Raw genomic sequence first — 25,705 nt, forward strand, 5'->3', positions numbered from 1 at the left:
CACCATGGAAGAACAACAAACGACCGTTACAACCTACGAAAAAATCGGCGGCGAACCGACCGTCGCTCGCCTTTGCGACCGTTTCTACGAACTGATGGGCACCACGCCCCAGTTCAAGGAACTTCGCGAAATGCACCCGGCAGACCTTAAGGGCTCTCGCGACAAGCTCTACATGTTCCTGTCCGGCTGGTTTGGCGGCCCGGATCTCTTCGTCGAGCAGTTCGGCCATCCGCGCCTGCGTGCCCGTCACATGCCCTTCGCCATCGGCGTCAAGGAGCGCGACCAGTGGGTTGCCTGCATGGTCCTGGCCATGGAGGACGTCGGCATCGAGGAAAACATCCGCAAGATCCTGATCGGCAATTTCTTCAATACCGCCGACTTCATGCGCAACCGGGAAGGTTAGGCGCCGGACGAAACGGCGCTGGCACCGGAGGGCGTGCCGCCTACTGGGCCAACTGCCAGAGCGAGCGGGCTACCGAAAGCAGGGCGACGACGCCTGGATCGTTTTCACGGGCCAGGCGATAGGCAAGCGACAGCGTGCAGTCGATGCGTCCGTGCGGCCAGAACGTGACCTCGCCGCGCTCGGCGGCTTCGAATGCGAGATCTTCACGGACCAGGCCCAGGCCGAATCCGGAGCGCACCAGGTCGAGAATCGACGGGAGCTGGTCGCAGTCAACCACTTCGTTGGGCAGGACGCCTTGCTGCGCAAAGAGCTCCCGCAGCAGGCGCGCCACATGGGAACGTCGCGGGGCTGCGATCCACGGCAGGGCGGCAATATCCTGCCAGCCCGCGCCGGCCACCTGGGTGGCCAGCCCACGCGGGGCGACGATGCAATAGGTGAGTGTGCGCAGCCGGAGCGAGGTCAGGTCCGGGTGCTCGATGTTGCCTATGTAGAAACCGGCGTCGATACTGCCGTTCACGAGACCGTCGAGCACATCGTCGGCGAGCATCAGCCGGGTCTTCAACTGGAGGAGCGGCAAGGTCGAGCGCAGGCTGCCCAGCAGGCCGTTCAGGCGCGTGAAGTCGGTATCGCCGATGCTGGCAATGGTCAGGTTTCCGGAAATTTCCCCCTTGAGCTGACGGGCCTTGCTTGAAAATCCCTCGAACACGGTCAGGACATGTTCGGCCTCGCTCAGGAGAATCTCGCCTGCCGGGGTGAGGGTGATTTTGCCCGGGGCGCGGTCGAAGAGGGAAAGGCCGATTTCCTGTTCAATGGCCTTGATGTGCGCGGTTACCGCCGGTTGGGTGAGAAAGAGCTTTTCGGCCGCGCGCGTCAGGTGGCCGAGACGGGCCACCATGACAAATGAGCGCAGCTTGAGGATATCCATGGCGGGGTTCAGCCTCTCCAGGATGGGGCGAAATGGGTCGCCGGGAAATCGCCGCCGTGATAGGGGTAGAGGCGCGCCTGGCTGGGATCGAAGCCGGTCAGCACCGGTGTGCCGGCGGGAATGGCCGGGCAGCCCGTGAAATGCGCCTGCTTGACGGAGAGCAGGATGCCGCCGACCTCGACGTGATAACGCACGCTTTCGCCTTGAAATTCGCTGCCGTGGATGTGCCCCTCGAGCCAGATGTAGCGGCCGTCGCGAAAGCTGTCCGCCGGCTGGATCCTGAGGGCATGGGGCCGGATACCGAGGAGGGTCGGGCCCCCTTCCTGGCCCGACCGGGCGCCTGGCCAACTGTGGCTGCCAATGTGGGGGGAATCGAAACGCAGGCTGAATTCGTCTGCCCGCTGCAGGTGGCCCGGCAGGAAGTTGGTGACGCCGACAAAACGCGCCACGGCGATGGTGGCGGGAAAATCGTAGATTGCAGCCGGGGTGCCGACCTGTTGAATCAGGCCGTCCGCCAGTACGGCCACCCGGTCCGAAATGGATAGGGCGTCATCCTGATCGTGGGTGACCAGGATGGTGGTAATCCCCAGTCGCCGTTGCAGGCGCCGCAGATCCTGCCGCATGTGCAAACGCAGTTCCGGCTCAAGGTTGGAAAACGGGTCGTCGAGCAGCAGGACGCGCGGTTCGATCACCAGCGCGCGGGCCAGGGCGACGCGCTGTTGCTCGCCGATCGAAAGCTGATCGGGGCGTGCATCCCGCTTGTGCCCGATTTCCAGCAGCTTGAGGATGGCCTCGACCCGGTTGCGTATCGCCGCCGTATCCAGTCGCGCCTCGTCCAGTGCAAAGGCGACGTTGGCGAAGACGTTCATGTGGGGCCACAGGGCAAAGCTCTGGAAAACCATGCCGACCGACCGATTGGCGGGTAGGGTGTCGCAGATATTGATGCCGTTGACCTGCAGGCTGCCGGCGGAGGGGCGATCGAGTCCGGCGAGCAGGCGGAGCAGCGTGCTTTTCCCCGATCCCGAGGGGCCCAGGACGGTAAACAGCTCGCCGGCGGCAATGCTGAGATTGATCTCGCGGAGGACTGGCTTGTCGTCATAGGCGAAGGCCAGCCGCTGCGCTTCAATGGTGACTGGGTTCATGGGAAAAACCGGCGGTTCGATGCGTTGGAAAGAGGAGGGACGATAGCGGGCGCTGCGATTCCCGGCGGCGATGCAGGCGATGGATGATGCCAAAGAGGATCAGGGCAAGCAGTGCGAACGAAATCATGGCCAAGGCAGAGCCGACATTCATGCCGGAGGGGGATTGGATACGGAGGTAGATGCTGTAGGCTAGGGGGGCGTTGTTTTCGTTGGGGACGAGCAAGGCGGCCAGGGAGAGGTCAACTGCCGCCAGACTGAAGCAGAGGGTGAATGCGAGCAGAAGGCCGAAGCGCAGCATGGGGAAAACGATGCGGCGGACGATTTTGGCCGGTGCGCAGCCGAGCGTGCTGGCGGCTTCGACGTAGCTGGCGGGCACGCTATTGAGTGCAAGGCCGCAAATGTGCAGGGCGAAGGGCAGGCCGCGGATGGAAAAAGCCAGCGTGAGCAGGAGTCCGGTCGCATCCAGGGGAAGATTGCCGAGCGGTAGCTGGATGTCACGGAACAGGGCCAGGTAGGCGATGCCCAGTGTCACGCCCGGAATGCACAGCGCCCCCGCGACCAGCCAGTTGAGGCGCTGTTTCCAGTGTGCCGGCGCTTTGGCAATGGCGTGGGCCAGCGGCAGGGCGACAAGGAGGTCGATGAGTGCGGCAAAACCGCAGTAGATCAGCGTGTTGTACAGGCTGCTCATTTCGAACTGGAATGCTCTCAGGTAGTGGGTCAGTCCGTAGGTTTCCGGGAGCGCGCTATGGCTCCAGACACCGGCCACGGAGGAGAGCGTCAGCCCGGCATAGCATCCGAGGTAGAACAGGCCCAGGAAAGCGATGAAGACGTGGCCGCCCCGCGAACTGCCTGTCGACGGCAATCTGCTGTCGCTGAAGGCAGCGGGAAACAGGTTGACGTTCTGGCGAATGAATCCCAGCGAGGCAAACCAGGCAAGTCCGGATATGACGAAGAGTATCGCGGCGATGAGCGCCGCCAGCGGGTCCTGGGCGCCATAGGCGGCAATGCGATGGTAGGCCTGGGGGGCGAGCAGATTGGTGACGCCCAGCACGAGCGGGGTGGCGAGGTCGTCGATGACCTTGAGAAAGGTCAGTGCCATCGCAAAGGCCAGTCCGGGCAGGGAAAGCGGCATGAAGACCTGGCGGATCAACCGGCGCCACGGGGTTCCCAGCCGTGCCATGGCGTGGGCCTGGGAACTCGATGCACGGGTGCTCAGGTGCAGCGCGACCAGGATGAACGGGAAGTAGTGGATGGCCTCGATCAATATCAGGCCGAGCAGGCTGGCGCTCGCCCGCGACAGGCCGAGCAGCTGCTGCAATACAACCGGCAGGCCGCCATGCTGGCCGATGACGATGTCCAGCGACGATGCGAGCACAAAGGCCGGCATGAACAGCGGCAGGAAACCGCACAATTCGACGAATGGCGAGGGGCGGATGTGGCTTTTCCAGAGCAGTGCCGCGGCGGCAAGCGCGAGAAAACCGGCCAGACAGGCCGCTCCCGCACCGACAATCAGGCTGTTCTGCAGGCTTTCCCAGGACACCGGGTTGGCAAACAGGAGCGTGATGATCCCCCAGCCGATCGTGCCGTCGGGGTTTTGGAGCGCTTTCAGAAACAGGAAACCGACGGGAAGCAGGAAAAAAGCGAGCAGGTAGAGCGCAACGCCGGCTTGCAGACAGCGCAGCACGCCGTTTCGCCAGTTGTGGCGGGAGAAAAGCAGGGGGAAGACAGGAGTCGCCCGGTTCATGTCACCGGCCTCGTGTGCCGCATAGCGGCATCGCCAACGCCGAATGCGAATCGGGGCTTCCTTTTCGCAATCGGGTAGGTGGCTTGGCGAGGGATGAAAAAGCTGGCGCTCACGGTCGTTTGATTTCGGACTTCGACTGGCGAATACGGGTCTGGGCCTGTTCGACCAATAGACGCGCCTGGGCGTAGCGGGTTTTTGCCAGCGTTCCCCACGCTGCTTCGTAGGCAGCCAGGCGAGCGATGTCGGCCGGCGCGTCGCTGATATTTTGTAGCTCCGGAAGGCGCTTTTCGGATATCGGCGGGCTGAAGACCAAGGCCTGTGCGTTTTCGATATCGGCTTCGGCAAGCGGGTCGGGATGCGTGGCCAGGATCTGCCGGGTCTGCTGGATGAGCCGGTTGAGGTCGACAAGGTCCTGGTGACGATAGGTGATCAACTGATCGAAGATGGCCGCGACAATCCGATAGCGTGTTTCCGAAACCTGGGGGTCGTAATCGACAATGGCTTGCGCCAGCACATCATCGATCTGTGGGTAGGATGCGGCATCCTTCAGGCTTGCGTAGGTCGCGGGGCGCACCGGCAAGCGGCCGATTTCGGGCCTCAGGAGCAGGGCTTGCCCGGCGGCGGACAAGGTGAAGTCGATGAAGCGTTTGCCGCCGAGCGGATTCCTTGCGCCCTTGATCAGGGCGATGTTGGCTACCGAGACGACTGTCGGCCTGGCATAGGTGAACGCCACCGGATTGCCGGCCTGGCGGGCCGACAGGCCCAGGAAGTCGACGACCGGGCCGGCCCCGAATCGACCGTTGCTGACGGAGCTCGGCACGCCGGCGCTGCGTTCGGCGATCAGGCCGCAGTTGGCCGCGATGCGCAGGATCAGGGCCCATCCCTCTTGCCAGCCCTTGTCCTGGAGAATGGCCTCGAGCATCACGTGAATCGTGCTGGAGCGCGCCGGAGAGGACATGACGACATGGCCGAAATAAGCGGCCTGGGCGAGATCCTGCCAATTGCCGGGCGGCGGGATGCCGCGTGCTTGCAGGTAGCGCGCGTTCCACATCACGCCGTATCCGGACAAGGCCTGCCCTTTGAAAAAGCCGTTCTCGTCGTTGATTCGGAGGTGCCCGATGTATTCGGGAATGCCGGGGTCGCCGATCTTGCCCAGGGGCTCCAGCAGGTCGTGGCGGCGCAGCATCAGGAAGATATCGGGAGCCGAGCCCCAGAATACGTCCGGGCGATTGCCTGGTGCCCGGTCACGCAGGAAGGAGACCGTATGGGTCGCCGGAAAATTGACGTACTGGATGCGCGTTCCGGGATACTGGGCTTCGATGGCGTGCTTGTAGATCGCCAGAAAGTCCTTGGGAAGCGAGGAGGCGACCGTGATCACCTCGCCATGTGCGCTGACTGCGCCCAGCAGCGCGACGACGAGCGCCAGGAGACGCAAGAGGCGCCTGGTCATCGTGCTGTCGGAGTGGGTGATCCAGGGCTGTCGCATGGTCAGGGCGGTGATTGACTAGTTTTCCATTCTACCGGAGCGCTGCGGCCCGCGAGCGTGTCAGGCGGCTGCGGGGGCGGACTGCATCTGTCCGACACGCTTGATTTTCAAAAGATTCGTTCCTCCGGCCGTATTGACCTGCTCGCCGCCTGTAAATACCACGACATCGTCTTTTTTCACCGTGCCAGTGGCCAGGATGGCAGCTTCGCCGGCCTTGAGCAGTTCGTCCAGCGTTGCCGGCGCCTGTGGCATGAAGATGGGATGAACGCCGCGGTACATGCACATCTTCGTGAGCACGCCGGAAATGGCCGTCATGGCATAGATCGGCATGCAGCAATTGAGGCGGCTCATCCACAGCGGCGTCGAGCCCGATTCGGTGAATGCGGTCACGGCTTTTCCGTTCATGTGATGGGCTGTCCACACCGCTGCAATGGCTATGGATTCGTCAATGCGGGAAAAGAGGCGGTTGAAGACATCGCGGTCCAGGGTTGCTTCGGCCGATTGCTCGGCTGCCAGGCAGACGCGGGCCATCGTGGCGACCGTTTCTACCGGGTAGTGGCCAGACGCCGTCTCGGCCGAAAGCATGACCGCGTCCGTGCCGTCGAGCACCGCATTGGCGACATCGGAGACTTCGGCACGGGTCGGTATCGGCGCGTGGATCATCGATTCCATCATCTGCGTCGCGGTGATGACCAGCTTGTTTTTGGCCCGGGCGCTGGCGATCATGCGTTTTTGCAAGGCCGGCACTGCCGCGTCGCCGACTTCCACCGCCAGGTCGCCGCGGGCCACCATCAGGCCGTCGGAGGCATCGATGATTTCATTCAGGGCCGCGACGGCTTCGACGCGTTCGATCTTGGCGATGGTGAGCGCATCTCCCCCCTGGGCACGGATCAACTGCCGCGCCATGTACATGTCTTCCGCGCCTCTGGGGAATGAGACGGCAATGTAGTCGACCTGCAGGGCGACTGCCGTGCGAATGTCGGCGATATCCTTGGCGGTGAGCGCCGGTGCGGAGAGCCCGCCGCCCTGGCGGTTGATGCCCTTGTTGTTCGAAAGCACGCCGCCGTGTCTGACGACGGTATGTATCTCGTTGCCCCGGATGAATTCCACATCCAGAATGATGCGCCCGTCGTCGAGCAGAAGCACGGCACCTGTTTCGACATCGCCCGGGAGGGCCTTGTAATCGAGTCCGACGCGGGTTTCATCGCCCAGCACGCAATCCGCATCGAGGATGAATCGGTCGCCGGGTGTCAGTTTGACGCTGTCCTGGCTGAATTTCCCGATGCGGATTTTCGGCCCTTGCAGATCGGCCAGGATGGCAACGGGGCGTCCGAGTTTTGCCATCGCGCTGCGAACGATTTCAACGCGCCGTTGATGATCCTCCGGGACGCCATGGGAAAAGTTGAGGCGGACGACATCGACGCCCGCCTGAATCATGCGTTCCACCGTTTCCGGCGTTGAGGAGGCGGGGCCGAGGGTGGCGACGATTTTTGTGTGACGGAGCATGGTGGCCTTTAAAAATGAGCGCGGGCGTATCCTGAATGCGGATACGCCCGGGGTGTGGAGAACTCAGGTGCGCGCTTCTGCGGGAATGAGCGCGAGATCGTCATCCTTCGCCTTGCCAGCATTCTTCCTGGCCTCCAGCTCGAGCGAGCCGAGGTGGGAAAGCGTGGCAAAGACGATGCCGAGAATGGCGCCGGCCACCAGGGTGTAAAAACCGGCCGACCAGCCATAGAGATCGACGAGCTTGCCGATCAGAGCTGTCCCCATCGTGGTACCGACGATATAGCTCATGAACCCGCGCAGGCCGACGGCAGATCCGACGGCGAAGCTTGGTACCACCTCCATGGTGACGACTGAAGCCAGGAATTGCGGAACATAGATGAAGGCACCGATGGCACCGGCTGCGGCGATGACGACGACGAGGTCGTTGCTGCTCCAGTAGAAAAATAGTGCGACCAGGATGACCAGCATGCAGCCGATGGCAACCGGCATGCGGCGCCCTCTCAGGTATTTGTCCGTCAGGAGGCCGGCCATCAGCGTGGCCGGAATGGCCGCCCACTCGAAGATGGCGAAGGCCAGGCCCATCTGGCCCTTGGTGAAGCCCTTGACCTGGAGCAGGTAGATCGGCAACCAGGTGATGACACCGAAGCGCACCAGATATACGAAGGCATCGAACATCGAGACGTACCAGACATGCTTGCTCTTCAATGCATAGGTCACGAATATCTGGAAGGCGCTCATGTTTTCGGGCGCATGGGTGCTGTCGGTCGAAATGAGCGCTGCTTTTTCCTCATCCTTCAGGATCTGCTTCAGGGGCGGCATGCCTTCGTTGTACGGGGTGCCCAAGCCGAATTTCAGCACGATACACACGACCAGCAGGGCCAGCACGGCCGGGACCAGGTAGCTGGCAATTTGCCAGTGTTCGGTGCCAAATACGGCAAAGGCGCCTGCGGCAATCGGTGCGACCAGGCCGCCGCCCAGGTTGTGGGAAATGTTCCATACGGCACCGGTGCGGCCGCGCTGCATGCGCGGAAACCAGTTGGCAATGGTGATGAAGGAGGGGCCGACGCCCATACCCTGAAACAGCCCATTGGCGATGATCAGGACGAGGAACATCCAGTAGGCCGTGCTGAAGCCCATCAGGACGTTGACGATGCAAGACAGGAAGAGGCCGAAGGCCATGTAGTACTTCGGGTTGCATTTGTCTGCCAGGCTGCTCATCAGTCCCTTGCTGATGCCGTAGGTGATGAGCATCGCGCTGGAAAGCAGGCCGATGTCGGTCTTGGTCAGTTCGAGCGCCTTCATCAGGTACGGCGTTGACAGCGTGAAGTTGGATCGAACGAGGTAATAGGCGACATAGCCGATAAAGACGCCGAACAGGGCACGCATCCGCATGGCGTAGTAGCGTGCTTCGACTTGATCCGGGGCTATTGTCGTGGCACCCGGCCGGGATAGCAGAAAATTCAGCATTGAAACGCTCCTCATAGTGTCAGAAAGGGTGCCGCGACAGCTTTTTTTTCAGACTTTATGGCCTGTCGCAGGATCTCCGGTTGTGACTCTAGGCAGGGCGGGAGAGGCGGGCAAATCATGATTTATGATGTCCCCGATAACGCATTCTTGCGGGGTTGCGGCTATCCGCGAGAGGCGTATCCGTGCCGTGCCGGCGTGGCAAGGGGAGAATCCCCGCCAGGTCGGGGGCAACGAGTTTTTTGGTTTGGGCCGGCTGTTTGCGTGCCCCCGCGGCCGGGTGTTTTTTTTTACGCAGGATGCTGCGCCGCAGCATGGGGTGGTAGAATCACGCCTTTGATTTTTCTGACTATTCCTATCTCCATGTCCGCACGCCCCATTCGCAACATCGCCATCATTGCTCACGTTGACCACGGCAAGACCACGCTGGTTGACCAACTGCTTCGCCAATCCGGTACCTTCGCCGCCCACCAGCAACTGGTCGAGTGCGTGATGGACTCCAACGATCTGGAAAAAGAGCGTGGCATCACGATTCTGTCGAAGAACACGGCGGTGGAATACGAAGGTATCCACATCAACATCGTCGACACACCGGGTCACGCGGACTTCGGCGGTGAAGTCGAACGTGTGCTGGGCATGGTCGATGGCGTGGTTCTGCTGGTCGACGCGGCAGAAGGCCCGATGCCGCAGACCCGTTTCGTGACCAAGAAGGCGCTGGCCCAGGGCCTGCGTCCGATCGTGCTGGTCAACAAGGTGGATCGCGACGGTGCCGATCCCGACAATGCCGTGAATCTGACTTTCGACCTGTTCGACAAGCTGGGCGCCACCGACGAGCAACTCGATTTCCCGATCGTGTACGCATCCGGCCTGAACGGCTGGGCGGCCATGGAACTCGATCAGCCGCGCGAAAACATGAAGCCGCTGTTCGATACCATCCTGCGCCACGTGCCGGCCCCGGATGCTGACATCGATGCGCCGCTGCAGCTGCAGATTTCGGCTCTCGACTATTCCTCCTACGTCGGCCGCATCGGCGTCGGCAAGATCATCCGCGGCCGCGTCAAGACCGGCCAGAACGTCATGGTCATGTTCGGTACCGAAGAGGAAGCCGCCGAGCACGATCGTTCCCCGATCAAGGCCAAGATTGGCCAGGTGTTCGGCTACAAGGGCCTGAACAAGGTCGAGATGGCCGAAGGCCAGGCAGGCGACATCGTCCAGATCACCGGTATCGAAGACCTCGTGCTGGGCTGCACCGTGACCGACCCGGACCAGCCGGAAGCGCTGCCGCTGCTGAAAATCGACGAGCCGACCCTGTCCATGCAGTTTATGGTCAATACCAGCCCGCTGGCCGGTACCGAAGGCAAGTTCGTCACCAGCCGCCAGATTCGTGACCGCCTGCACAAGGAACTGCTGACCAACATGGCGCTGCGCGTGCATGACACCCCGAACGGCGACGTGTTCGACGTGGCCGGCCGTGGCGAACTGCACCTCGGCATCCTGCTCGAGAACATGCGCCGCGAAGGCTACGAGCTGGCCGTCGGTCGTCCGCGCGTCGTTAAGAAGATCATCGACGGCGTCGAGTGCGAGCCGTACGAGCAGCTGACTGTCGACGTCGAGGAAGACACCCAGGGTGGCGTCATGGAAAGCCTCGGCCTGCGCAAGGGCGAGTTGGTCGACATGGTTCCGGACGGTCGTGGTCGCGTGCGTATCGAATACCGTATCCCGGCCCGCGGCCTGATCGGCTTCCAGGGCGAATTCATGAACCTGACACGCGGTAACGGCCTGATGAGCCACGTTTTCGACGACTACGCTCCGGTCAAGGAAGGCAACGTCGCCGAGCGCCGCAACGGCGTGCTGATCTCGCAGGACAACGGCGAAGCCGTGGCCTACGCGCTGTGGAAGCTGCAGGATCGCGGCCGCATGTTCGTCAGCCCGGGCGAAAAGCTGTATGAAGGCATGATCATCGGTATCCACAGCCGCGAAAACGACCTCGTCGTGAACCCGATCAAGGGCAAGCAGCTGACCAACGTCCGCGCTTCCGGCACCGACGAGGCAGTCCGCCTGGTGCCGCCGGTCCAGCTGAGCCTGGAATCCGCCGTCGAATTCATCGACGAGGACGAACTGGTCGAACTGACGCCGAAGTCGATCCGCCTGCGCAAGCGCTTCCTGACGGAAATCGAACGCAAGCGTGCCCAGCGCGGTTTGTAATTGATATGAAGGCATGCCTTCCGGTCCCTTGGGGGTCTGGAAGGCAGGATAAAAAAGGCGGCCCGTTGGGTCGCCTTTTTGCTGCGCGGTTGATTTCCGCTTCTTTCCCTAAGGGTGTTCAGCGAACAGACTGAGCAAGGCCGTGAGAGGGGGGGCGAAGCGGCTGATTCGCAGCGCGGAGGATCAGGATGGCTTGGCGAGGCTGAGCCGCTATACGCCGATCTAGCCGCCTGTCATCGACATGAAACGAACGACGTGAGGTGCATCCATCTGCTGCGTGAAATCGTGGCCGAACGGCTTGATGCCCATGCTGTCGACGATCATCTGGCGTACGGCCCCATCGTTGCCGGCGCGCACCACGGGAAGGAGGTTGCTGGCATCGTTCTGGCCGAGGCACGGGTAAAGTTCCCCCTTGGCGGTGATCCGGACACGATTGCAGGTGTCGCAGAAATTGTGGCTGTGCGGCGAGATGAACCCGATGCGGGATTCACTGCCCGGGATGCGCCAGTAGCGCGCCGGTCCGCCGGAGTTTTCGGTCGAGGGGATCAATTCGAAGTGCTTGCCAAGCAGGGTGCGTGTTTCCTCGGAGGAAATGAAGGTGTTGTTTCGTCCGTTGATCGCTCCGAGCGGCATTTCCTCGATGAACGACAGGTCCAGCTCATTGTCGACGGCAAAGCGGACCAGATCGACGAACTCGTCATCGTTTACGCCCCGCATCATCACGGTGTTCAGCTTTGTGCGGGTGAAGCCGGCCTGGCGTGCCGCCTCGATCCCGTTCAGCACCTTGTCCAGATCGCCAATCCGGGTGATGGCTTTGAAGCGGTCGGGTCGTAAGGTATCCAGGCTGATATTGATGCGCTTCACCTTTGCTGCGCGCAGTGGGGCTGCAAACCGGTCGAGCTGCGATCCGTTCGTCGTCAACACCAGGTTTTCCAGCCCGGGAAGTGCTCCCAGGCGCTCGATCAGCCACATGACATCCTTGCGGACCAGGGGTTCTCCGCCGGTAATGCGCAATTTGCTGACGCCAAGCCCGACGAATACCGAGGCAACGCGCAAGCACTCTTCAAGGCTCATGACTTCGTTGCGCGGGAGGAAGGTCATTTCCTCGGCCATGCAATAGGTGCAGCGGAAGTCGCAGCGGTCGGTGATCGACAAGCGTACATAGGTGATGCGCCGGCCATATTTGTCGAGAAGTGTCCCGGCCTGGTGCGTCGTGGCCGATGGTGCAATCACCGGCGAGAAATCTGACAGTCCGGCTGGGGTGCTTTCTGGTCTGAGTGTTTCGTTATGCATGGCGGACGTTGGCTTGACCTGGTTGCCCCGCACGGCGGGGAATGTCTGGACGCCGATTATCGGCGCGAGATATCTACCGAACAAGTAGATAGATCAAAATCCGAAAAGTTCTTTGGATATCTTCCGGGATGGAGACAAGGGGCGCGATTGGAAGCCCGGGTTTGGTCGCTTATGCGGAAACTTTTTGCAACAAGGCGCTCAGTTGCGGGTAGTAAATGAACTGGCTGACTTCCAGGTGACGAGCGATCTTGATCGAATCGTGAATGTCGCGTGCCGCAGCAGACTGTTCGATCAACGCCGGAAAGGCGTCCTTGGCATCGAGCATCGAGAAAATATGCAAAAGCAGCGTTCCGCAGGTCTGGTAGTGAGCAGGGTCCAGGCGGGTGTGCAGTGCGCCTGCATCGCAGGCATCCAGATATCCGGCCGCTGTGCTGGCGGTCGCAGCGAGTGCTCTGAGGGCCGATCTGCCAAACGTGTAGGTCATTCTGCACTCCCGGAGTGCTCTTCCAATAGACGATTGACACGCTATAGCCCTTGAGGCGCCCTGTCAGCGAAGTATTTCACGCCTTGTGTGATTGATGTTCGCTTTACTTGAGCCCAGAAATGCAAAAAACCACCCAAATGGATGGCTTTTTACATTTCTGCAGCTTAATCCGGCTTCTGATTAGCCGTGGAGAGGCGGCTAATCAGTCGTCAATGATCGTCTTTGTGTTAATCGCCGCAAGTTCCTTTTTTAGCCATTTGAAGACTATTGATAGCTTGTTTTCCGTCGGCCTCACCTACGACCTCCAGATCTGCTCCGCCTACAAAAGCCCCCATTTTTATGTACTGCCGAATGAAGTAATTAATGCCCTCTACTACTGCAAGCTTGATTTCATTCGGAGAAAACTCTGACTCAGTGGCAATAGTGTGCTCCTGACCCCCTTTTACCTCTTCATAAAAGAAGACGTTCGGCGCCGATTCACCAACACATTTGCCGTTTACCCAAATATCTTTCTTGAGTGCAGCGCCCACGCCGGCGGTGCGATAAATGTAAAGCCCGGCTTGTCCTTGTGAAGGAGCTGCGAAACGTTTCGCTTGGTCAGATGCCTCCTTGCTTTCCATCGGAACAGATGCACAGCCTGTAACGAGAGCAGCGAGGATCGCAACAACCGAAATTTTATAAAACATATATTCCCCCTTGAAGTGTTGATGAATCGTCAAAAATTGTAAATTATTTTTAATTGTATGTCATTTGATATTGTTTGAAAATAGTAATTCATCATGTCGCGTGTTCCGCTAGGCCAGCAAATGCGGGCGTTTCAATTTTGTTGTATGGGTCAGTTCGACTGACTGCTTGTGGTCGACAGTTCTCACCCGTCCAGGTAATGCGGAAGGCTATAAATACATTGGAAATCCGCCGTGTCGAGGTCGAAGACGGATGCCGCGGTGCAGGATCTACTGGGCGACAAGCTGTTCAAGCTTGACTGGGTGAAAGACATGCTCCGTCGGCTTCAGCAGCAACGGAAAACCGCTAAGGCCACGGAAACCAATGAGATCAAAGTCCTGCGGGATGAGCGCAAGGAACTCGTGCAGCGCAGCGAACGGCCCTTTGAGGCGGTTATGCTCACCTGGCTCCCGATCATCTGGCGGAAGCGGCCTCCCGGTTGAATTCTGTCCTGCCTAGCTACGATTCAGCTACGGTGGACTAGAAAAGCAAAAAGCCCAGTTCGAAAACTGGGCTAAGTGCTTAATTCTTTGGCTCCCCGACCTGGGCTCGAACCAGGGACCTACGGATTAACAGTCCGGCGCTCTACCGACTGAGCTATCGGGGAACAGAGGTGCGCATTATAGGAGTAGAATCCCTCTTGGTCAAGCCGTTTGTGCCTTTTTGAACAACAATAATATACGGATATGAACACCAATCTGATCTACGCAAAAACGCTGGCCGGTGACGAAGCGGTTCGGCAAAGCACGCGCGTTGTCCAAAGAAACCTGCGCATGGTTCTGGTTCAGGTTGACGGGAAGATGAGTGTTCAGGAGCTATCGGCCAAGATTGGCAATCCCCGTCTTGTTGAAGCTGCATTGCGCGAATTGGCGGAGGGCGGATATATCGTTCCCTTGCAGCCGGATGATCCGGTCTGGATGGAGCGGCTAGGGGCGGAGGAGGGGAGCGGGCATCAGGAGCTACAACAACCGATGTCGCAATTCTCGGTTTTTGGTGCAAAGCCCTCCGCTCCGCCGACGTCACAAGAGCTGCCCAGCGCGGCCAGCAATTTTTCATCCTTTGGAAAACCCATTTTGCCGACGAGTGGAAGCGGGGTTGGCGGCGGTTTCAAGCCCTCCATGATGCCGCCTCCGTTCCAGGTCGAACAGGAGGCTGTGTCGGAGGTACGGCAACCCGTGCGTCTGAGGGCCCGGCACTTCGGACTCGCATTTTTGACCATAGGGTTGCTAGGAATTGGGACGCTTCTGTTTTATCCGTATGAACGGTTTACGTCAGAGCTTGAGGCGGCAGCAAGTCAATTTGTCGGCATGCCGGTCAGCATCAGTCGTGTTGGTCTGGTGCTCTATCCCGTACCTCATTTAAAGCTGACGGGGATTAATCTGGGGCGCAATGGAGAGGGGCGGGTGGATGAAGTCCGTATTTCTTCGCCATGGGCTCTATTGAGTCATGCGCCGGTCCATATCTCGCGCGTTGATGTGAGTGGCGCTCACTTGCCGCCAAAGCAACTTTCTGCTTTGGCGTTTTTCCAGGCTGGCGAGCGAAAGCCGGAGGGAGGGGTGATCCGCAAATTGCGCCTCGAGCATTCCGAGGTACTTGTGGCGGAAACCCTGTCATTTTCCGATATATATGGCGAAATCAATTTCCGTGCTGATGGGGAGCTGGAAAAGGCGACATTTGAAAGCAACGACCGGAGTTTGTTGATTGAAGCGAAGCCGGTGTCGCTCGGAATCGGATTGAATATTGAAGGTCGAGCCTGGAAGCCGGCGGGCACATCGGCTGTTTTTGCCTCGTTGCAAGCCAATGGTGTGCTGCAGGGCGACAAGCTGCTTGTTCAGAACATTGATACGACTTTTCTTGGCGGGCTTCTGCGCGGCAACTGGCTTCTGGATTGGAGCAAGGGTCTGTCCATGGCCGGGGATGGCACGCTAAGCAGAATTGATGTGCGCAAGCTGAGTGCTGCGTTTGCTCCATCCTTGAAGATGGAAGGGGAGTTGAGCGGGGCGTTCAAAGTGCGTGCCAACGGTCGCAGTTGGGAAGGGCTGTGGCGGAACATGGAAGCGTCCCTGAGTGCCGAGGTATCCCGGGGTACGCTGCACGGTCTTGATCTCGGTGAGGCGGCCCGGCGCAATGGCACGTCGGATGTACGCGGCGGGGCGACCAAGTTCGATTGGTTGCGCGCGACCTTGCAGCTAACGCCGAAACAAATTGTTTCGAGGGATGTGCGCATGGATGCCGGGATGGTGACTGCCGCCGGGCAGTTCGTGGCAGAGCGTGACGGACAGCTGGAGGGAAACATGGTGGTTGCCCTGCAATCATCCGTCGCAAGGACGAATGTACCGGTTCGGATCTTTGGGGTGTTGCCGGATTTGACAGCGGCCGGTCATAAATAAAAAAGGCGGAACCGGAGTTCCGCCTTTCCTTGGTCAAGCAGTGTTTCCGATTCAGGCCTTGGTGACCGTTGCGATCGCCTTGGCAACATAGTCGATGTTCTTCGTATTCAGCGCAGCCAGGCAGATGCGGCCGGTCGAGACCGCGTAGATGCCGAATTCGTCTTTCATCCGCTCTACTTGGGCAGCCGTCAGGCCAGTGTAGGAGAACATGCCGCGTTGTTGGGCAACGAAGGAGAAGTCCTGGGCGCAGCCGGTTGCCTTGATGGCATCTACCAGCCCGGAGCGCATGGCGCGGATGCGATCGCGCATGCCGGCCAGTTCGGCTTCCCACTGGGCACGCAGTTCAGCCGAGGCGAGAACACCGGCGACCAGAGCGCCACCGTGGGTCGGCGGGTTGGAGTAGTTGGTGCGGATAACGCGCTTGACTTGCGACATGACGCGGGCTGCCTCTTCCTTGGAGGCGGTGACGACGGACAGGGCGCCGACACGCTCGCCGTACAGCGAGAAGTTCTTGGAGAACGAGCTGGAAGCGAAGAATTGCAGGCCGGACTTGGAGAAGGCGCGGACTGCGACGGCGTCGGCATCGATGCCATCGGCGAAGCCCTGGTAAGCCATGTCCAGGAACGGAACCAAGCCGCGCTCCTGACAGATGGCGACGACTTCGGCCCACTGGGCATCGGAAAGGTCGGCACCGGTCGGGTTGTGGCAGCAGGCGTGCAGCACGATGACCGAGCCCGGCTCCAGGCCTTGCAGGCAAGCCTTCATGCCGGCGAAGTTCACGCCGCGGGTGGCGGCATCATAGTACGGGTAGTTTTCAACGACGAAGCCAGCCGACTCGAACAGCGCGCGGTGGTTTTCCCAGGACGGATCGCTGATGTAGACTTTGGCGTTCGGGTTCAGGCGCTTCAGGTAGTCGGCGCCGATCTTTAGTGCGCCGGTACCGCCCAGTGCCTGGGCCGTGATGACCTGGCCGTTGGCCAACAGTTCGGAGTCCTTGCCGAGCAGCAGGTTCTGCACAGCGGTGTTGTAGGCCGGGTTGCCTTCGATCGGCTGGTAGCCGCGCGGCAGGCCGGCCTTGACGCGGGTTTCCTCGGCGGCCTTGACGGCGGCCAGCAGCGGAATCTTGCCGTTGTCGTCGAAGTACACGCCGACGCCCAGATTGACCTTGGTGGTACGGGTGTCAGCGTTAAAGGCTTCGTTCAGACCGAGGATAGGATCGCGCGGGGCCATTTCCACCGCAGCGAAGATCGAAGAGGACATAAGAACTCCGTGGAATAATACGAATGATGATCACGCAGCATGCCTGCCACGCGAGAGAAAACCGAAGAATTCTAGCATGACCGAAACCAACACCTCCACGCCGGTTGTCACCTTTGAAAACAGCCCCTATCGACTGCATCAGCCGTTCCCTCCGGCCGGCGATCAGCCGGGGGCAATTTGCCAGTTGGTCGAAGGGATTGAAGATGGCCTGTCGTTCCAGACCTTGCTGGGCGTAACCGGTTCCGGAAAAACCTATTCCATGGCCAACGTCATCGCCCGTACAGGGCGGCCGGCGCTCGTTCTGGCACCCAACAAGACGCTTGCGGCGCAGCTGTACTCGGAGTTCAAGGAGTTCTTCCCCGAAAATGCTGTCGAGTATTTCGTGTCTTATTACGATTACTACCAGCCGGAAGCCTATGTGCCGTCGAGGGATCTGTTTATCGAAAAAGACAGTTCGATCAACGATCACATCGAGCAGATGCGCCTGTCGGCCACCAAGAGCCTGATCGAGCGCCGCGATGTGGTAATTGTGGCGACCGTGTCATGCATCTACGGCATTGGTGACCGGGACGAATATCACAACATGATTCTGACCATGCGCGTCGGCGATCGACTCGATCAGCGGGCCATCGTCAAGCGTCTGACGGATATGCAGTACGAGCGCAACGAGATGGATTTCCATCGAGGAACATTCCGCGTGCGCGGCGACATCATCGATATCTTTCCGGCGGAGCACGCCGAGCATGCCATTCGTGTCTCGCTGTTTGACGACGAGATAGAGGGGCTCCAATTCTTCGATCCATTGACCGGGCATCTGCTGCACAAGGCGCTTCGCTTCACGGTATTCCCCGCGTCGCACTACGTTACGCCGAGGGCGACGGTATTGCGTGCCATCGATGCCATCAAGGAGGAGCTCAGGGAGCGGGTTGTCTGGTTCACGGCAAACAACAAGCTGGTTGAAGCACAAAGAATTGAGCAACGGACCAAGTTTGACCTCGAGATGCTGGACCAGATCGGATTCTGCAAGGGTATTGAGAACTACTCTCGCCATTTTTCCGGACGCAAGGCCGGTGAAGCACCTCCTACGCTGATCGACTATCTGCCGCCCGACGCCCTCATGTTCATCGATGAGTCCCACGTCTCCATCGGTCAGGTCGGCGGGATGTACAAGGGGGATCGCTCGCGCAAGGAGAACCTGGTTGACTACGGATTCCGATTGCCTTCGGCGCTGGATAACAGGCCTTTGCAGTTCAACGAGTTCGAAGCACACATGCGGCAGACTGTTTTCGTTTCTGCGACACCGGCGGACTACGAGCGGCAGCACGCCGGGCAGGTCGTAGAACAGGTGGTGCGGCCGACCGGCCTGATCGATCCTGAGGTTCTGGTCAAGCCGGCGTCGACACAGGTTGACGATCTGCTCGTCGAGATCGGTAAGCGGGTGTCGCTCGGAGAGCGCGTTCTGGTCACCACATTGACCAAGCGCATGGCCGAGGACTTGACCGATTTCCTGGGGGACAACGGCATCAAGGTTCGCTATCTGCATTCGGATATCGATACCGTCGAGCGGGTCGAGATTATTCGCGACCTTCGTCTCGGCGAGTTCGATGTCCTGGTCGGCATCAACTTGTTGCGCGAGGGGCTGGACATTCCAGAAGTGTCGCTGGTCGCTATCCTGGATGCGGACAAGGAGGGCTTCCTGCGTTCGGAGCGTTCGCTGATTCAGACCGTTGGGCGTGCGGCGCGTCACATCCATGGCACAGCCATCCTCTATGCTGATAAAGTAACGCAATCCATGCAGCGCGCCATTGCCGAAACGGAACGCCGGCGTGAAAAGCAGGTCAGCTTTAATGTGGAGCATGGCATCACGCCGCGCGGGGTGTCGAAGAAGATCAAGGACATCATCGACGGCGTCTACGATACGGCCTCGGTCCAGAACGAATTGAAAGCTGCTCAGCAGCAAGCGGCCTACGAGGCCATGGATGAAAAGACGGTGGCCAGGGAGATCAGGCGTCTCGAAAAACAGATGATGGAGTGCGCCAAGAACCTGGAATTCGAAAAAGCGGCGGCGGCCCGCGACGAATTGTTCCTGCTCAAGGAGCGTGTATTCGGTGCGGCACGGCACGACGCGGACGGAGATAAATAAAATGACTTACCGCGTGCTTCTGGTGTGCATGGGTAACATATGTCGCTCCCCAACTGCAGAGGGGGTGCTTCGTTATTTCATTAAAATCAACAATCTCGGCGATAAAGTTGAAGTTGATTCTGCGGGTACGCACGGCTATCACGTCGGCGAAGCGCCGGATTCGCGAACCCAGCGAGCCGCTTCTGCGCGAGGTTACAACCTTTCGCAGCTCAGGGCGCGCAAGGTCGCGCGCCAGGATCTTGATTACTTCGACCTGGTCCTGGCCATGGACAAGAGCAATCTGGACAATCTCAAACGTATGGCTTCGCCGGAGCAGCAGGAACGGATCAAGCTCTTCATGGATTACGCCAGAAATTTCGATGATGACGAAGTGCCCGATCCTTACTACGGACTGGGGCACGGCTTCGACCTCGTGCTGGATATGGTCGAGGATGCATCGCTTGGCTTGATCGAGGATATTCGGAAGAAACTCGGGCGTTCCTGAATATCCGCTTCCCGCAGGCAAAAAAATGGCACCCATCGGGTGCCATTTTCATTGGGTCGGACGACCGGCCTATTTGGCGGTTTCCACCATGACCAGCGGCTCATCGGCAGCCTGGGCAAGCGGCTGCTGCTTGCGCGGGCGTCCCAGCTTGGCCGGCGGCTCAGCCTGGGCAACGATGATCGGTGTAGAGGTCGTTTGCACCATGACGAGGCCGCTATCTGCCAGGACGGCATCAAGGTTGACCGGCGCTTCGGCGATGGTTGCCACTTTCTCCTCAGGTGCTTCCTCCTTGACGACGGAGGGGGCGAGTTCTACTGCCTGCGTTTCCACAGCGAGGGGCGCTTCCGGCGCTGCCACGGCTTGGGCCTCCGGCGGTGTCGCGACGACAATCGCTGCAACGGGTTCCGGGACGGTCTCTGCAACGGTTGCTGCGGGTTCAATCGCCGGGATCACCACGACAACCGGTTCCTGAGCTGCAGGAGCGGCTTCAAGGGATTCCGATGCGGGAGGCGCTTCTGCGACAACGGTCGTTGCGACGGCTTCCGCTTCGTTGCGACGCTCGCCACGACCGCGACCACCGCGACGACCGCGACGGCGGCTGCCTTGCTCCTCGCCGTTTCCGGTGTCGGTGGCGTCATTGTTGTTGGCCGGTGCCGCAGCAATCGAAGCGTCGGCTGCGACTGCGGTGAGTTTCATCTCAACCGCTTCCGGTTGCTGGCGCTCGCGACGTTCCTTGCGCTCGCCACGCTGGCGGCGTTCCTGGCGTTCGCCCGAATTGCCGGCAGTTTCTTCCGGGGCAGGCTTTTCGGCATTGCGTTCGTTGCGGTTGCCACGATCCTTGTTGCGTTCGCCACGCTCGCCGCGTTCTTCATCGCGGCGGTTTCCGTTGTTGCGGCCACCACGGCGGCCGTCACGGTCGCGACGGTTTTCCGAACGTCCTTCACGCGGCTTCTTGGCCGGTTCCGGAGCGGCGACGGGCTCTGTCGGCTGCGGTTCCGAGCGGAACCAGGAGAAAATCTTCGAGAACAGGCCTGCTTCCGGCTTGGCGGCGACGGGCGCAGGGGCTGGCGTCTCGGCTTTTTCGGGAACGATGGGCGCCGGCTGCTCCGGCGAGACGCCCTTGATGGCAGCTTCCTGGCGCGGCTTGGCAGCTTCCTGCTGGGTGGCCTGCTTGATCGCGTCCTCGATCGGCATGTCGACCATCTTGTAGGACGGTTCGCGAGAGTCGTCGTGGTTCAGATCGTCGTGGCGCAGACGGGTGATGGTGTGCTGCGGCGTTTCGAGATGAACGTTCGGGATCAGCAGGATGGTGACCTTGTGACGCAACTCGATGGCCTGGATGTCCGGCCGCTTCTCGTTGAGCAGGAAGGTGGCGACATCGACCGGCACCTGGACATGCACGGCGCCGGTGTTTTCCTTCATCGACTCCTCTTCGAGGATGCGCAGGATGTGCAGCGCAGCCGATTCGGTGGAGCGGATATGACCGGTACCGGTACAGCGCGGGCAGGGGATGTAGCTGGTTTCGGCAAGGGCCGGGCGCAGGCGCTGACGGGACAGTTCCATCAGGCCGAAGCGGCTGATCTTGCCCATCTGGACACGGGCGCGGTCGAAACGCAACGCATCTCGCAGGCGATTTTCGACTTCGCGCTGGTTCTTGGAATTCTCCATGTCGATGAAGTCGATCACGATCAGGCCGCCCAAGTCGCGCAGACGCAACTGGCGGGCCAGTTCTTCGGCAGCTTCAAGGTTGGTCTTGAACGCGGTTTCCTCGATGTCCGAGCCCTTGGTGGCGCGGCCGGAGTTCACGTCGACGGCGACCAGTGCCTCGGTGTGGTCGATGACGATGGCGCCGCCGGAGGGCAGATTGACCTGGCGGGCGAAGGCCGTTTCGATCTGGTGCTCGATCTGGAAGCGCGAGAACAGCGGCACGTCGTCGCGGTAGCGCTTGACGCGATTGACGTTGCCCGGCATCACCGTGCCCATGAAGGCGCGGGCCTGCTCGTAGACCTCGTCGGTGTCGATCAGGATTTCCCCGATGTCCGGCTGGAAATAGTCGCGGATGGCGCGAATGACCAGGCTGCCTTCGAGGTAGATCAGGAAGGCGCCGGACTGCTGCTGGGCGGCGCCTTCGATGGCGGTCCACAGTTGCAGCAGGTAGTTCAGGTCCCACTGCAGCTCTTCAGCCTGGCGGCCGATGGCGGCGGTGCGAGCGATCAGGCTCATGCCATTGGGCACCTCGAGCTGATCCATTACTTCACGAAGTTCGGCGCGCTCGTCACCGTCGACGCGACGGGAGACGCCGCCGCCGCGCGGATTGTTCGGCATCAGAACCAGATAGCGACCGGCCAGCGAGACGTAGGTGGTCAGGGCGGCGCCCTTGTTGCCTCGTTCGTCCTTGTCGACCTGGACGATCAGCTCCTGGCCTTCCTTGAGCGCCTCGTTGATCTTGGCGCGTCCGACTTCGGTGCCCGGTTGGAAATAGGAGCGGGAGACTTCCTTGAAGGGCAGGAAGCCGTGGCGATCGGCACCGTAATCGACGAAGCAGGCTTCGAGAGACGGTTCGATCCGGGTGATGACACCCTTGTAGATGTTGCTTTTGCGTTGTTCCTTGGCGGCGGATTCAATGTCGAGATCGATCAATTTCTGACCATCGACAATGGCGACACGGAGTTCTTCCGCCTGTGTCGCATTGAAGAGCATGCGTTTCATTGTTTTCGGGCTCCAGCGCACAGTAGCGCGCGGCAACGAAACGCCTTGGCAGGCAGCGTTTTCTTTATCGGGTTGCGTTCATGTAGGTGATGAGGGCAAAGGCGATTCGAAGGTGCTGATCAACAAATGGTCGCGTGTTTTTTATTGAAATGCGCGACCTGAAAATTCCTGCCACAGGCAATCGTGCGTGCTTACCGTGGGCTTATCCATTAACATCACTACTTTTGGTGAGTGAACTTAACCAGTCGTTTTGCGTTGGTCTGGCCTGAGCAGTTGGCGCAGGAAAGACTTGGAAACCTGCCGTTTGGCGGTCGCGCCAGTGGCGCGAGGGCGAACGGTCTGACGGTTCAGTATCTCTTGCAAACCGGGACGCAAAACGTGGGCAGTATATTAGAAAAATGAATGGCGTAGGTAACAATTCAGTCGCATATGTCGTGATCGGCGACGAAGAGCAGGGCCAGCGTCTCGACAATTTTCTGATCCGCTGCTGCAAAGGGGTTCCGAAAAGCCACATCTACCGGATTTTGCGTAGCGGCGAAGTGCGGGTGAACAGCAAACGGGTCGATGCGACCTATCGCTTGCGTGCCGGCGACAATTTGCGCATTCCACCGATCCGCATCGCCGAAAGGCCGCAGAACGAGGTAGATGAAGCAGCCAAGCAACGTGTCGACTTGCCCGTCATTTATGAAGACGAGGCCATGCTGGTTATCGACAAGCCGGAGGGCGTGGCGGTGCACGGTGGGAGTGGCGTCAGCTTCGGTGTCATCGAGGCGCTGCGGCGCCAGCGGCCGCAGGCCAAGTTTCTTGAGTTGGCGCACCGGCTGGATCGTGAAACTTCGGGTGTGCTGCTGGTCGGCAAGAAGCGTCTGGCGCTGACCGCCTTGCACGACATGTTTCGAGAACACGGTGCCGGGGCGGACAAGCGCTATCTCGTCCTGGTCAAGGGGCGGTGGATGAACAATACGCAGCACGTGAAGCTGCCACTACACAAGTACCTGACGGAGGGGGGAGAGCGGCGTGTGTCTGTCGATCCCCAGGGTAAGGCGTCGCATACGGTTTTCCGTCTGCTGGCACGCTGGCCAGAAATGAGCCTGCTTGAGGCGCAGCTGAAAACCGGCCGTACCCACCAGATTCGCGTTCACCTGGCTCATTTGGGGTTTCCGATTCTGGGCGATGAAAAATATGGCGATTTCGCGCTGAATAAGCAATTGAAGCGCGATGGATTGAAACGCATGGCGCTACACGCCTGGAGAATGGCTTTCCGCCACCCGCTGACGGCATCACCGCTGGAGTGCGTCGCGCCCTTGCCGAATGGTATTGGAGGCTATATTGCTGTCGTCGATACGAAACTAAGTCGCGAATTCACCGCTGAAAATTACGGACAGATATTGACTGCGCCATGAAATACGAATTGGTTGTCTTCGACTGGGATGGCACGCTGCTGGATTCGGCAGGGGCCATCGTACACGCCATTCAGGCGGCTTGCCGGGATCTCGATTTGCCGGTACCCGAGGATGGGCGTGCCCGGCACGTAATCGGACTCGGTCTTGTCGATGCGATGCGTCACGCCGTCCCGGAGCTGCCGGCGGAGCGCTATCAGGCCATGGTCGAGCGTTATCGCTTTCATTACCTTTCAGGGGATCATGAGTTGACGCTGTTCGACGGTGTTCCCGAAATGCTGGCGCGCCTCAAGCGCGACGGCCACATCCTGGCCGTGGCTACTGGCAAGAGCAGGGTGGGACTGGAGCGGGCCCTTGATCATTCGGGTTTACGTCCGCTGTTCCAGTCCTCGCGTTGTGCTGATGAGTGCCATTCGAAGCCGCATCCGCAGATGCTCGAGGAATTGATGGCAGAGTTTGGTGTGGCGCAGGCGACCACAGTCATGATCGGCGATACGTCGCATGACTTGTTGATGGCCAGCAACGCCGGCGTAGACGGTCTGGCAGTTGCGTATGGTGCTCATCCTCGTGATCATTTGCTGGAGCACAAGCCTGTTGCGTGCCTCCGCGACGTAATTGAATTGGATCGATGGCTGAAGGATTTCGCCTGATTTGCGGCAGTGACGATGTCGTCGAGGCCGGCAAGGGGTTTCGCTTTACGGTGGAATGCTATGGTCGTCAGACTCCGGCTTTCGTGATTCGCTTTCGTGGAGTGGTTTATGGCTATTTCAATGAATGTGGCCATGTTCCGGCCGAGCTGGACTGGATGCCAGGCGAATTCTTCGACGATTCCAAGCTATACTTGATTTGCTCGATCCATGGCGCGCTTTATGCTCCGGATTCGGGCCGATGTCTCGGTGGGCGTTGTCAGGGTAGAGGTCTGAGGGTGCTGAAGGTCCGAGAGATTGACGGAAAGATTTTGCTGGAGCAAGAAAGATAACTATGGATACCCCCCAACCCCCGAACAACGATGCCAACTGGGAGCGAAAAACCCTGGAAAAACTGGTTTTCGCCGCCCTTGACGAACAGCGGGCCCGGCGGCGCTGGGGGATCGCCTTCAAGATACTCGGATTTGGTTACCTGTTGGCGGTGCTGCTTGCGGTCGTCGATTGGGGGGCCAGCACCGAACACCAGGAGCGGCATACGGCTATGGTCAGCCTGATTGGCGTGATCGAAGCCAAGGGTGATGCGAGTGCCGAGAATCTGGTGGCTGCGCTGAACAGCGCTTTCGAGGAAAAAAATGCCGCCGGCGTTATCCTGCGTATCAACAGTCCGGGTGGCAGCCCGGTTCAGGCGGGGATCGTCAATGACGAGATTCGCCGTTTGCGCACAAAATTTCCGGACAAGCCGCTGTATGCTGTTGTCGAGGACATGTGCGCATCGGGTGGTTACTACGTTGCGGCCGCGGCCGACAGCATTTACGTGAACAAGGCCAGTATCGTCGGGTCGATCGGTGTGCTGATGGACGGTTTCGGCTTTACCGGAACGATGGATAAGTTCGGTGTCGAGCGCCGCTTGCTGACTGCCGGGGAAAACAAGGGCTTCCTCGATCCTTTCTCGCCACAGGCGCCTCAGCAGAAGGCGCATGCCCAACTGCTGCTTGACGATATTCACAAGCAGTTCATCGATGTCGTCAAAACCGGGCGTGGCAAGCGACTGAAGGAAACGCCGGACATGTTCTCCGGTTTGATGTGGACTGGCGCCCAGAGTATCCAGCTGGGTTTGGCTGACGGTTACGGCAGTGTTGATTCGGTTGCCCGGGATGTCATCAAGGCAGAAAAAATTTTCGATTATTCGGTCAAAGACAATATTGCGGAGCGTTTTGCCAAGCGCCTGGGGGCCGGGACGGCAGCGAGTTTCTGGCGGGGTGTGTCGGAAAGCGCACAGAGCGTGCGCCTTTTCTGA

General features: G+C 59.8%; 22 protein-coding genes and 1 tRNA gene. 11 read left to right on the forward strand and 12 right to left on the reverse strand.

Going from position 1 to position 25,705, the window contains the following annotated elements; genetic code table 11:
• Window positions 1–4: 4 nt before the first annotated feature.
• The gene (locus tag F1002_RS09440; RefSeq protein ID WP_150428789.1) at window positions 5–403 is read left to right on the forward strand and encodes a group II truncated hemoglobin; all 399 of its coding nucleotides are present in this window, start codon (window positions 5–7) and stop codon (window positions 401–403) included.
• Window positions 404–443: 40 nt separating this feature from the next.
• On the opposite strand, the gene F1002_RS09445 is transcribed toward F1002_RS09440, so the two are convergent.
• From F1002_RS09445 to F1002_RS09470, 6 genes are all read right to left on the reverse strand, one after another.
• On the reverse strand, window positions 444–1,328 hold the full coding sequence (locus F1002_RS09445; protein WP_150428790.1) for a LysR family transcriptional regulator: 885 nt from the start codon (window positions 1,326–1,328) through the stop codon (window positions 444–446).
• Window positions 1,329–1,336: 8 nt separating this feature from the next.
• Window positions 1,337–2,470: an ABC transporter ATP-binding protein gene (locus F1002_RS09450; protein ID WP_150428791.1), complete on the reverse strand. Its 1,134-nt coding sequence runs from the start codon at window positions 2,468–2,470 to the stop codon at window positions 1,337–1,339.
• Window positions 2,451–4,214, reverse strand: a complete 1,764-nt coding sequence (locus F1002_RS09455) for an iron ABC transporter permease (RefSeq protein ID WP_150428792.1) — start codon at window positions 4,212–4,214, stop codon at window positions 2,451–2,453. The genes F1002_RS09450 and F1002_RS09455 overlap by 20 nt, the downstream gene beginning before the upstream one ends.
• A 109-nt stretch (window positions 4,215–4,323) precedes the next feature.
• Entirely contained in the window at window positions 4,324–5,664 is a 1,341-nt protein-coding gene (locus F1002_RS09460; RefSeq protein WP_191090357.1) for an ABC transporter substrate-binding protein, read from the reverse strand.
• Window positions 5,665–5,760: 96 nt separating this feature from the next.
• Entirely contained in the window at window positions 5,761–7,206 is a 1,446-nt protein-coding gene (pyk, locus tag F1002_RS09465; protein ID WP_150428794.1) for a pyruvate kinase, read from the reverse strand.
• Window positions 7,207–7,269: 63 nt separating this feature from the next.
• Window positions 7,270–8,673 carry an MFS transporter gene (locus tag F1002_RS09470; RefSeq protein ID WP_150428795.1) on the reverse strand — a complete coding sequence of 468 codons (1,404 nt, stop codon included), beginning with the start codon at window positions 8,671–8,673 and terminating at the stop codon, window positions 7,270–7,272.
• 360 nt (window positions 8,674–9,033) lie between these two features.
• Here F1002_RS09470 and typA point away from each other — a divergent pair, with 360 nt between their 5' ends.
• Window positions 9,034–10,875: a translational GTPase TypA gene (gene typA / locus F1002_RS09475; protein WP_150428796.1), complete on the forward strand. Its 1,842-nt coding sequence runs from the start codon at window positions 9,034–9,036 to the stop codon at window positions 10,873–10,875.
• 222 nt (window positions 10,876–11,097) lie between these two features.
• On the opposite strand, the gene moaA is transcribed toward typA, so the two are convergent.
• From moaA to F1002_RS09490, 3 genes are all read right to left on the reverse strand, one after another.
• Window positions 11,098–12,168, reverse strand: coding sequence for a GTP 3',8-cyclase MoaA (gene moaA, locus F1002_RS09480; RefSeq protein ID WP_150428797.1), 1,071 nt, complete (start codon window positions 12,166–12,168; stop codon window positions 11,098–11,100).
• A 169-nt stretch (window positions 12,169–12,337) separates the two neighbouring features.
• On the reverse strand, window positions 12,338–12,652 hold the full coding sequence (locus F1002_RS09485) for a hypothetical protein (protein ID WP_150428798.1): 315 nt from the start codon (window positions 12,650–12,652) through the stop codon (window positions 12,338–12,340).
• A gap of 227 nt (window positions 12,653–12,879) precedes the next feature.
• On the reverse strand, window positions 12,880–13,338 hold the full coding sequence (locus tag F1002_RS09490) for a DUF2846 domain-containing protein (RefSeq protein WP_150428799.1): 459 nt from the start codon (window positions 13,336–13,338) through the stop codon (window positions 12,880–12,882).
• 231 nt (window positions 13,339–13,569) lie between these two features.
• Between F1002_RS09490 and F1002_RS09495 the strand changes: the two genes are divergently transcribed.
• Window positions 13,570–13,818, forward strand: a complete 249-nt coding sequence (locus F1002_RS09495; protein ID WP_150428800.1) for a hypothetical protein — start codon at window positions 13,570–13,572, stop codon at window positions 13,816–13,818.
• A gap of 88 nt (window positions 13,819–13,906) precedes the next feature.
• On the opposite strand, the gene F1002_RS09500 is transcribed toward F1002_RS09495, so the two are convergent.
• Window positions 13,907–13,982: transfer RNA gene (locus F1002_RS09500), tRNA-Asn, on the reverse strand.
• A 79-nt stretch (window positions 13,983–14,061) separates the two neighbouring features.
• Between F1002_RS09500 and F1002_RS09505 the strand changes: the two genes are divergently transcribed.
• Window positions 14,062–15,765 (forward strand): AsmA-like C-terminal region-containing protein, encoded by a 1,704-nt coding sequence (locus F1002_RS09505; protein WP_150428801.1) that lies wholly within the window; start codon window positions 14,062–14,064, stop codon window positions 15,763–15,765.
• A 51-nt stretch (window positions 15,766–15,816) separates the two neighbouring features.
• Here F1002_RS09505 and F1002_RS09510 read toward each other — a convergent pair whose 3' ends face one another.
• Window positions 15,817–17,025 (reverse strand): amino acid aminotransferase, encoded by a 1,209-nt coding sequence (locus F1002_RS09510; protein WP_150428802.1) that lies wholly within the window; start codon window positions 17,023–17,025, stop codon window positions 15,817–15,819.
• A gap of 76 nt (window positions 17,026–17,101) precedes the next feature.
• Here F1002_RS09510 and uvrB point away from each other — a divergent pair, with 76 nt between their 5' ends.
• Complete coding sequence (gene uvrB / locus F1002_RS09515) at window positions 17,102–19,168, forward strand: excinuclease ABC subunit UvrB (RefSeq protein ID WP_150428803.1); 2,067 nt, start codon at window positions 17,102–17,104, stop codon at window positions 19,166–19,168.
• 1 nt (window position 19,169) lies between these two features.
• Window positions 19,170–19,652, forward strand: a complete 483-nt coding sequence (locus F1002_RS09520) for a low molecular weight protein-tyrosine-phosphatase (protein ID WP_150428804.1) — start codon at window positions 19,170–19,172, stop codon at window positions 19,650–19,652.
• 69 nt (window positions 19,653–19,721) lie between these two features.
• On the opposite strand, the gene F1002_RS09525 is transcribed toward F1002_RS09520, so the two are convergent.
• A complete protein-coding gene (locus F1002_RS09525; RefSeq protein WP_150428805.1) occupies window positions 19,722–22,361 on the reverse strand; it encodes an Rne/Rng family ribonuclease in 2,640 nt (879 codons plus the stop codon).
• Between F1002_RS09525 and F1002_RS20955 the strand changes: the two genes are divergently transcribed.
• From F1002_RS20955 to F1002_RS09545, 5 genes are all read left to right on the forward strand, one after another.
• A complete protein-coding gene (locus tag F1002_RS20955; RefSeq protein WP_191090358.1) occupies window positions 22,351–22,509 on the forward strand; it encodes a hypothetical protein in 159 nt (52 codons plus the stop codon). The two genes, F1002_RS09525 and F1002_RS20955, sit on opposite strands and share 11 nt — an antisense overlap.
• A gap of 250 nt (window positions 22,510–22,759) precedes the next feature.
• On the forward strand, window positions 22,760–23,764 hold the full coding sequence (locus tag F1002_RS09530; protein WP_150428806.1) for an RluA family pseudouridine synthase: 1,005 nt from the start codon (window positions 22,760–22,762) through the stop codon (window positions 23,762–23,764).
• Window positions 23,761–24,411, forward strand: coding sequence for an HAD-IA family hydrolase (locus tag F1002_RS09535; protein WP_150428807.1), 651 nt, complete (start codon window positions 23,761–23,763; stop codon window positions 24,409–24,411). Before F1002_RS09530 ends, F1002_RS09535 begins: the two co-directional genes overlap by 4 nt.
• Entirely contained in the window at window positions 24,390–24,740 is a 351-nt protein-coding gene (locus F1002_RS09540; protein ID WP_150428808.1) for a Rieske 2Fe-2S domain-containing protein, read from the forward strand. The genes F1002_RS09535 and F1002_RS09540 overlap by 22 nt, the downstream gene beginning before the upstream one ends.
• Before the next feature lie 2 nt (window positions 24,741–24,742).
• Window positions 24,743–25,705 (forward strand): S49 family peptidase, encoded by a 963-nt coding sequence (locus tag F1002_RS09545; protein ID WP_150428809.1) that lies wholly within the window; start codon window positions 24,743–24,745, stop codon window positions 25,703–25,705.

Source organism: Dechloromonas sp. CZR5 (assembly GCF_008711155.1).
Taxonomy (GTDB): Bacteria; Pseudomonadota; Gammaproteobacteria; order Burkholderiales; family Rhodocyclaceae; genus Azonexus.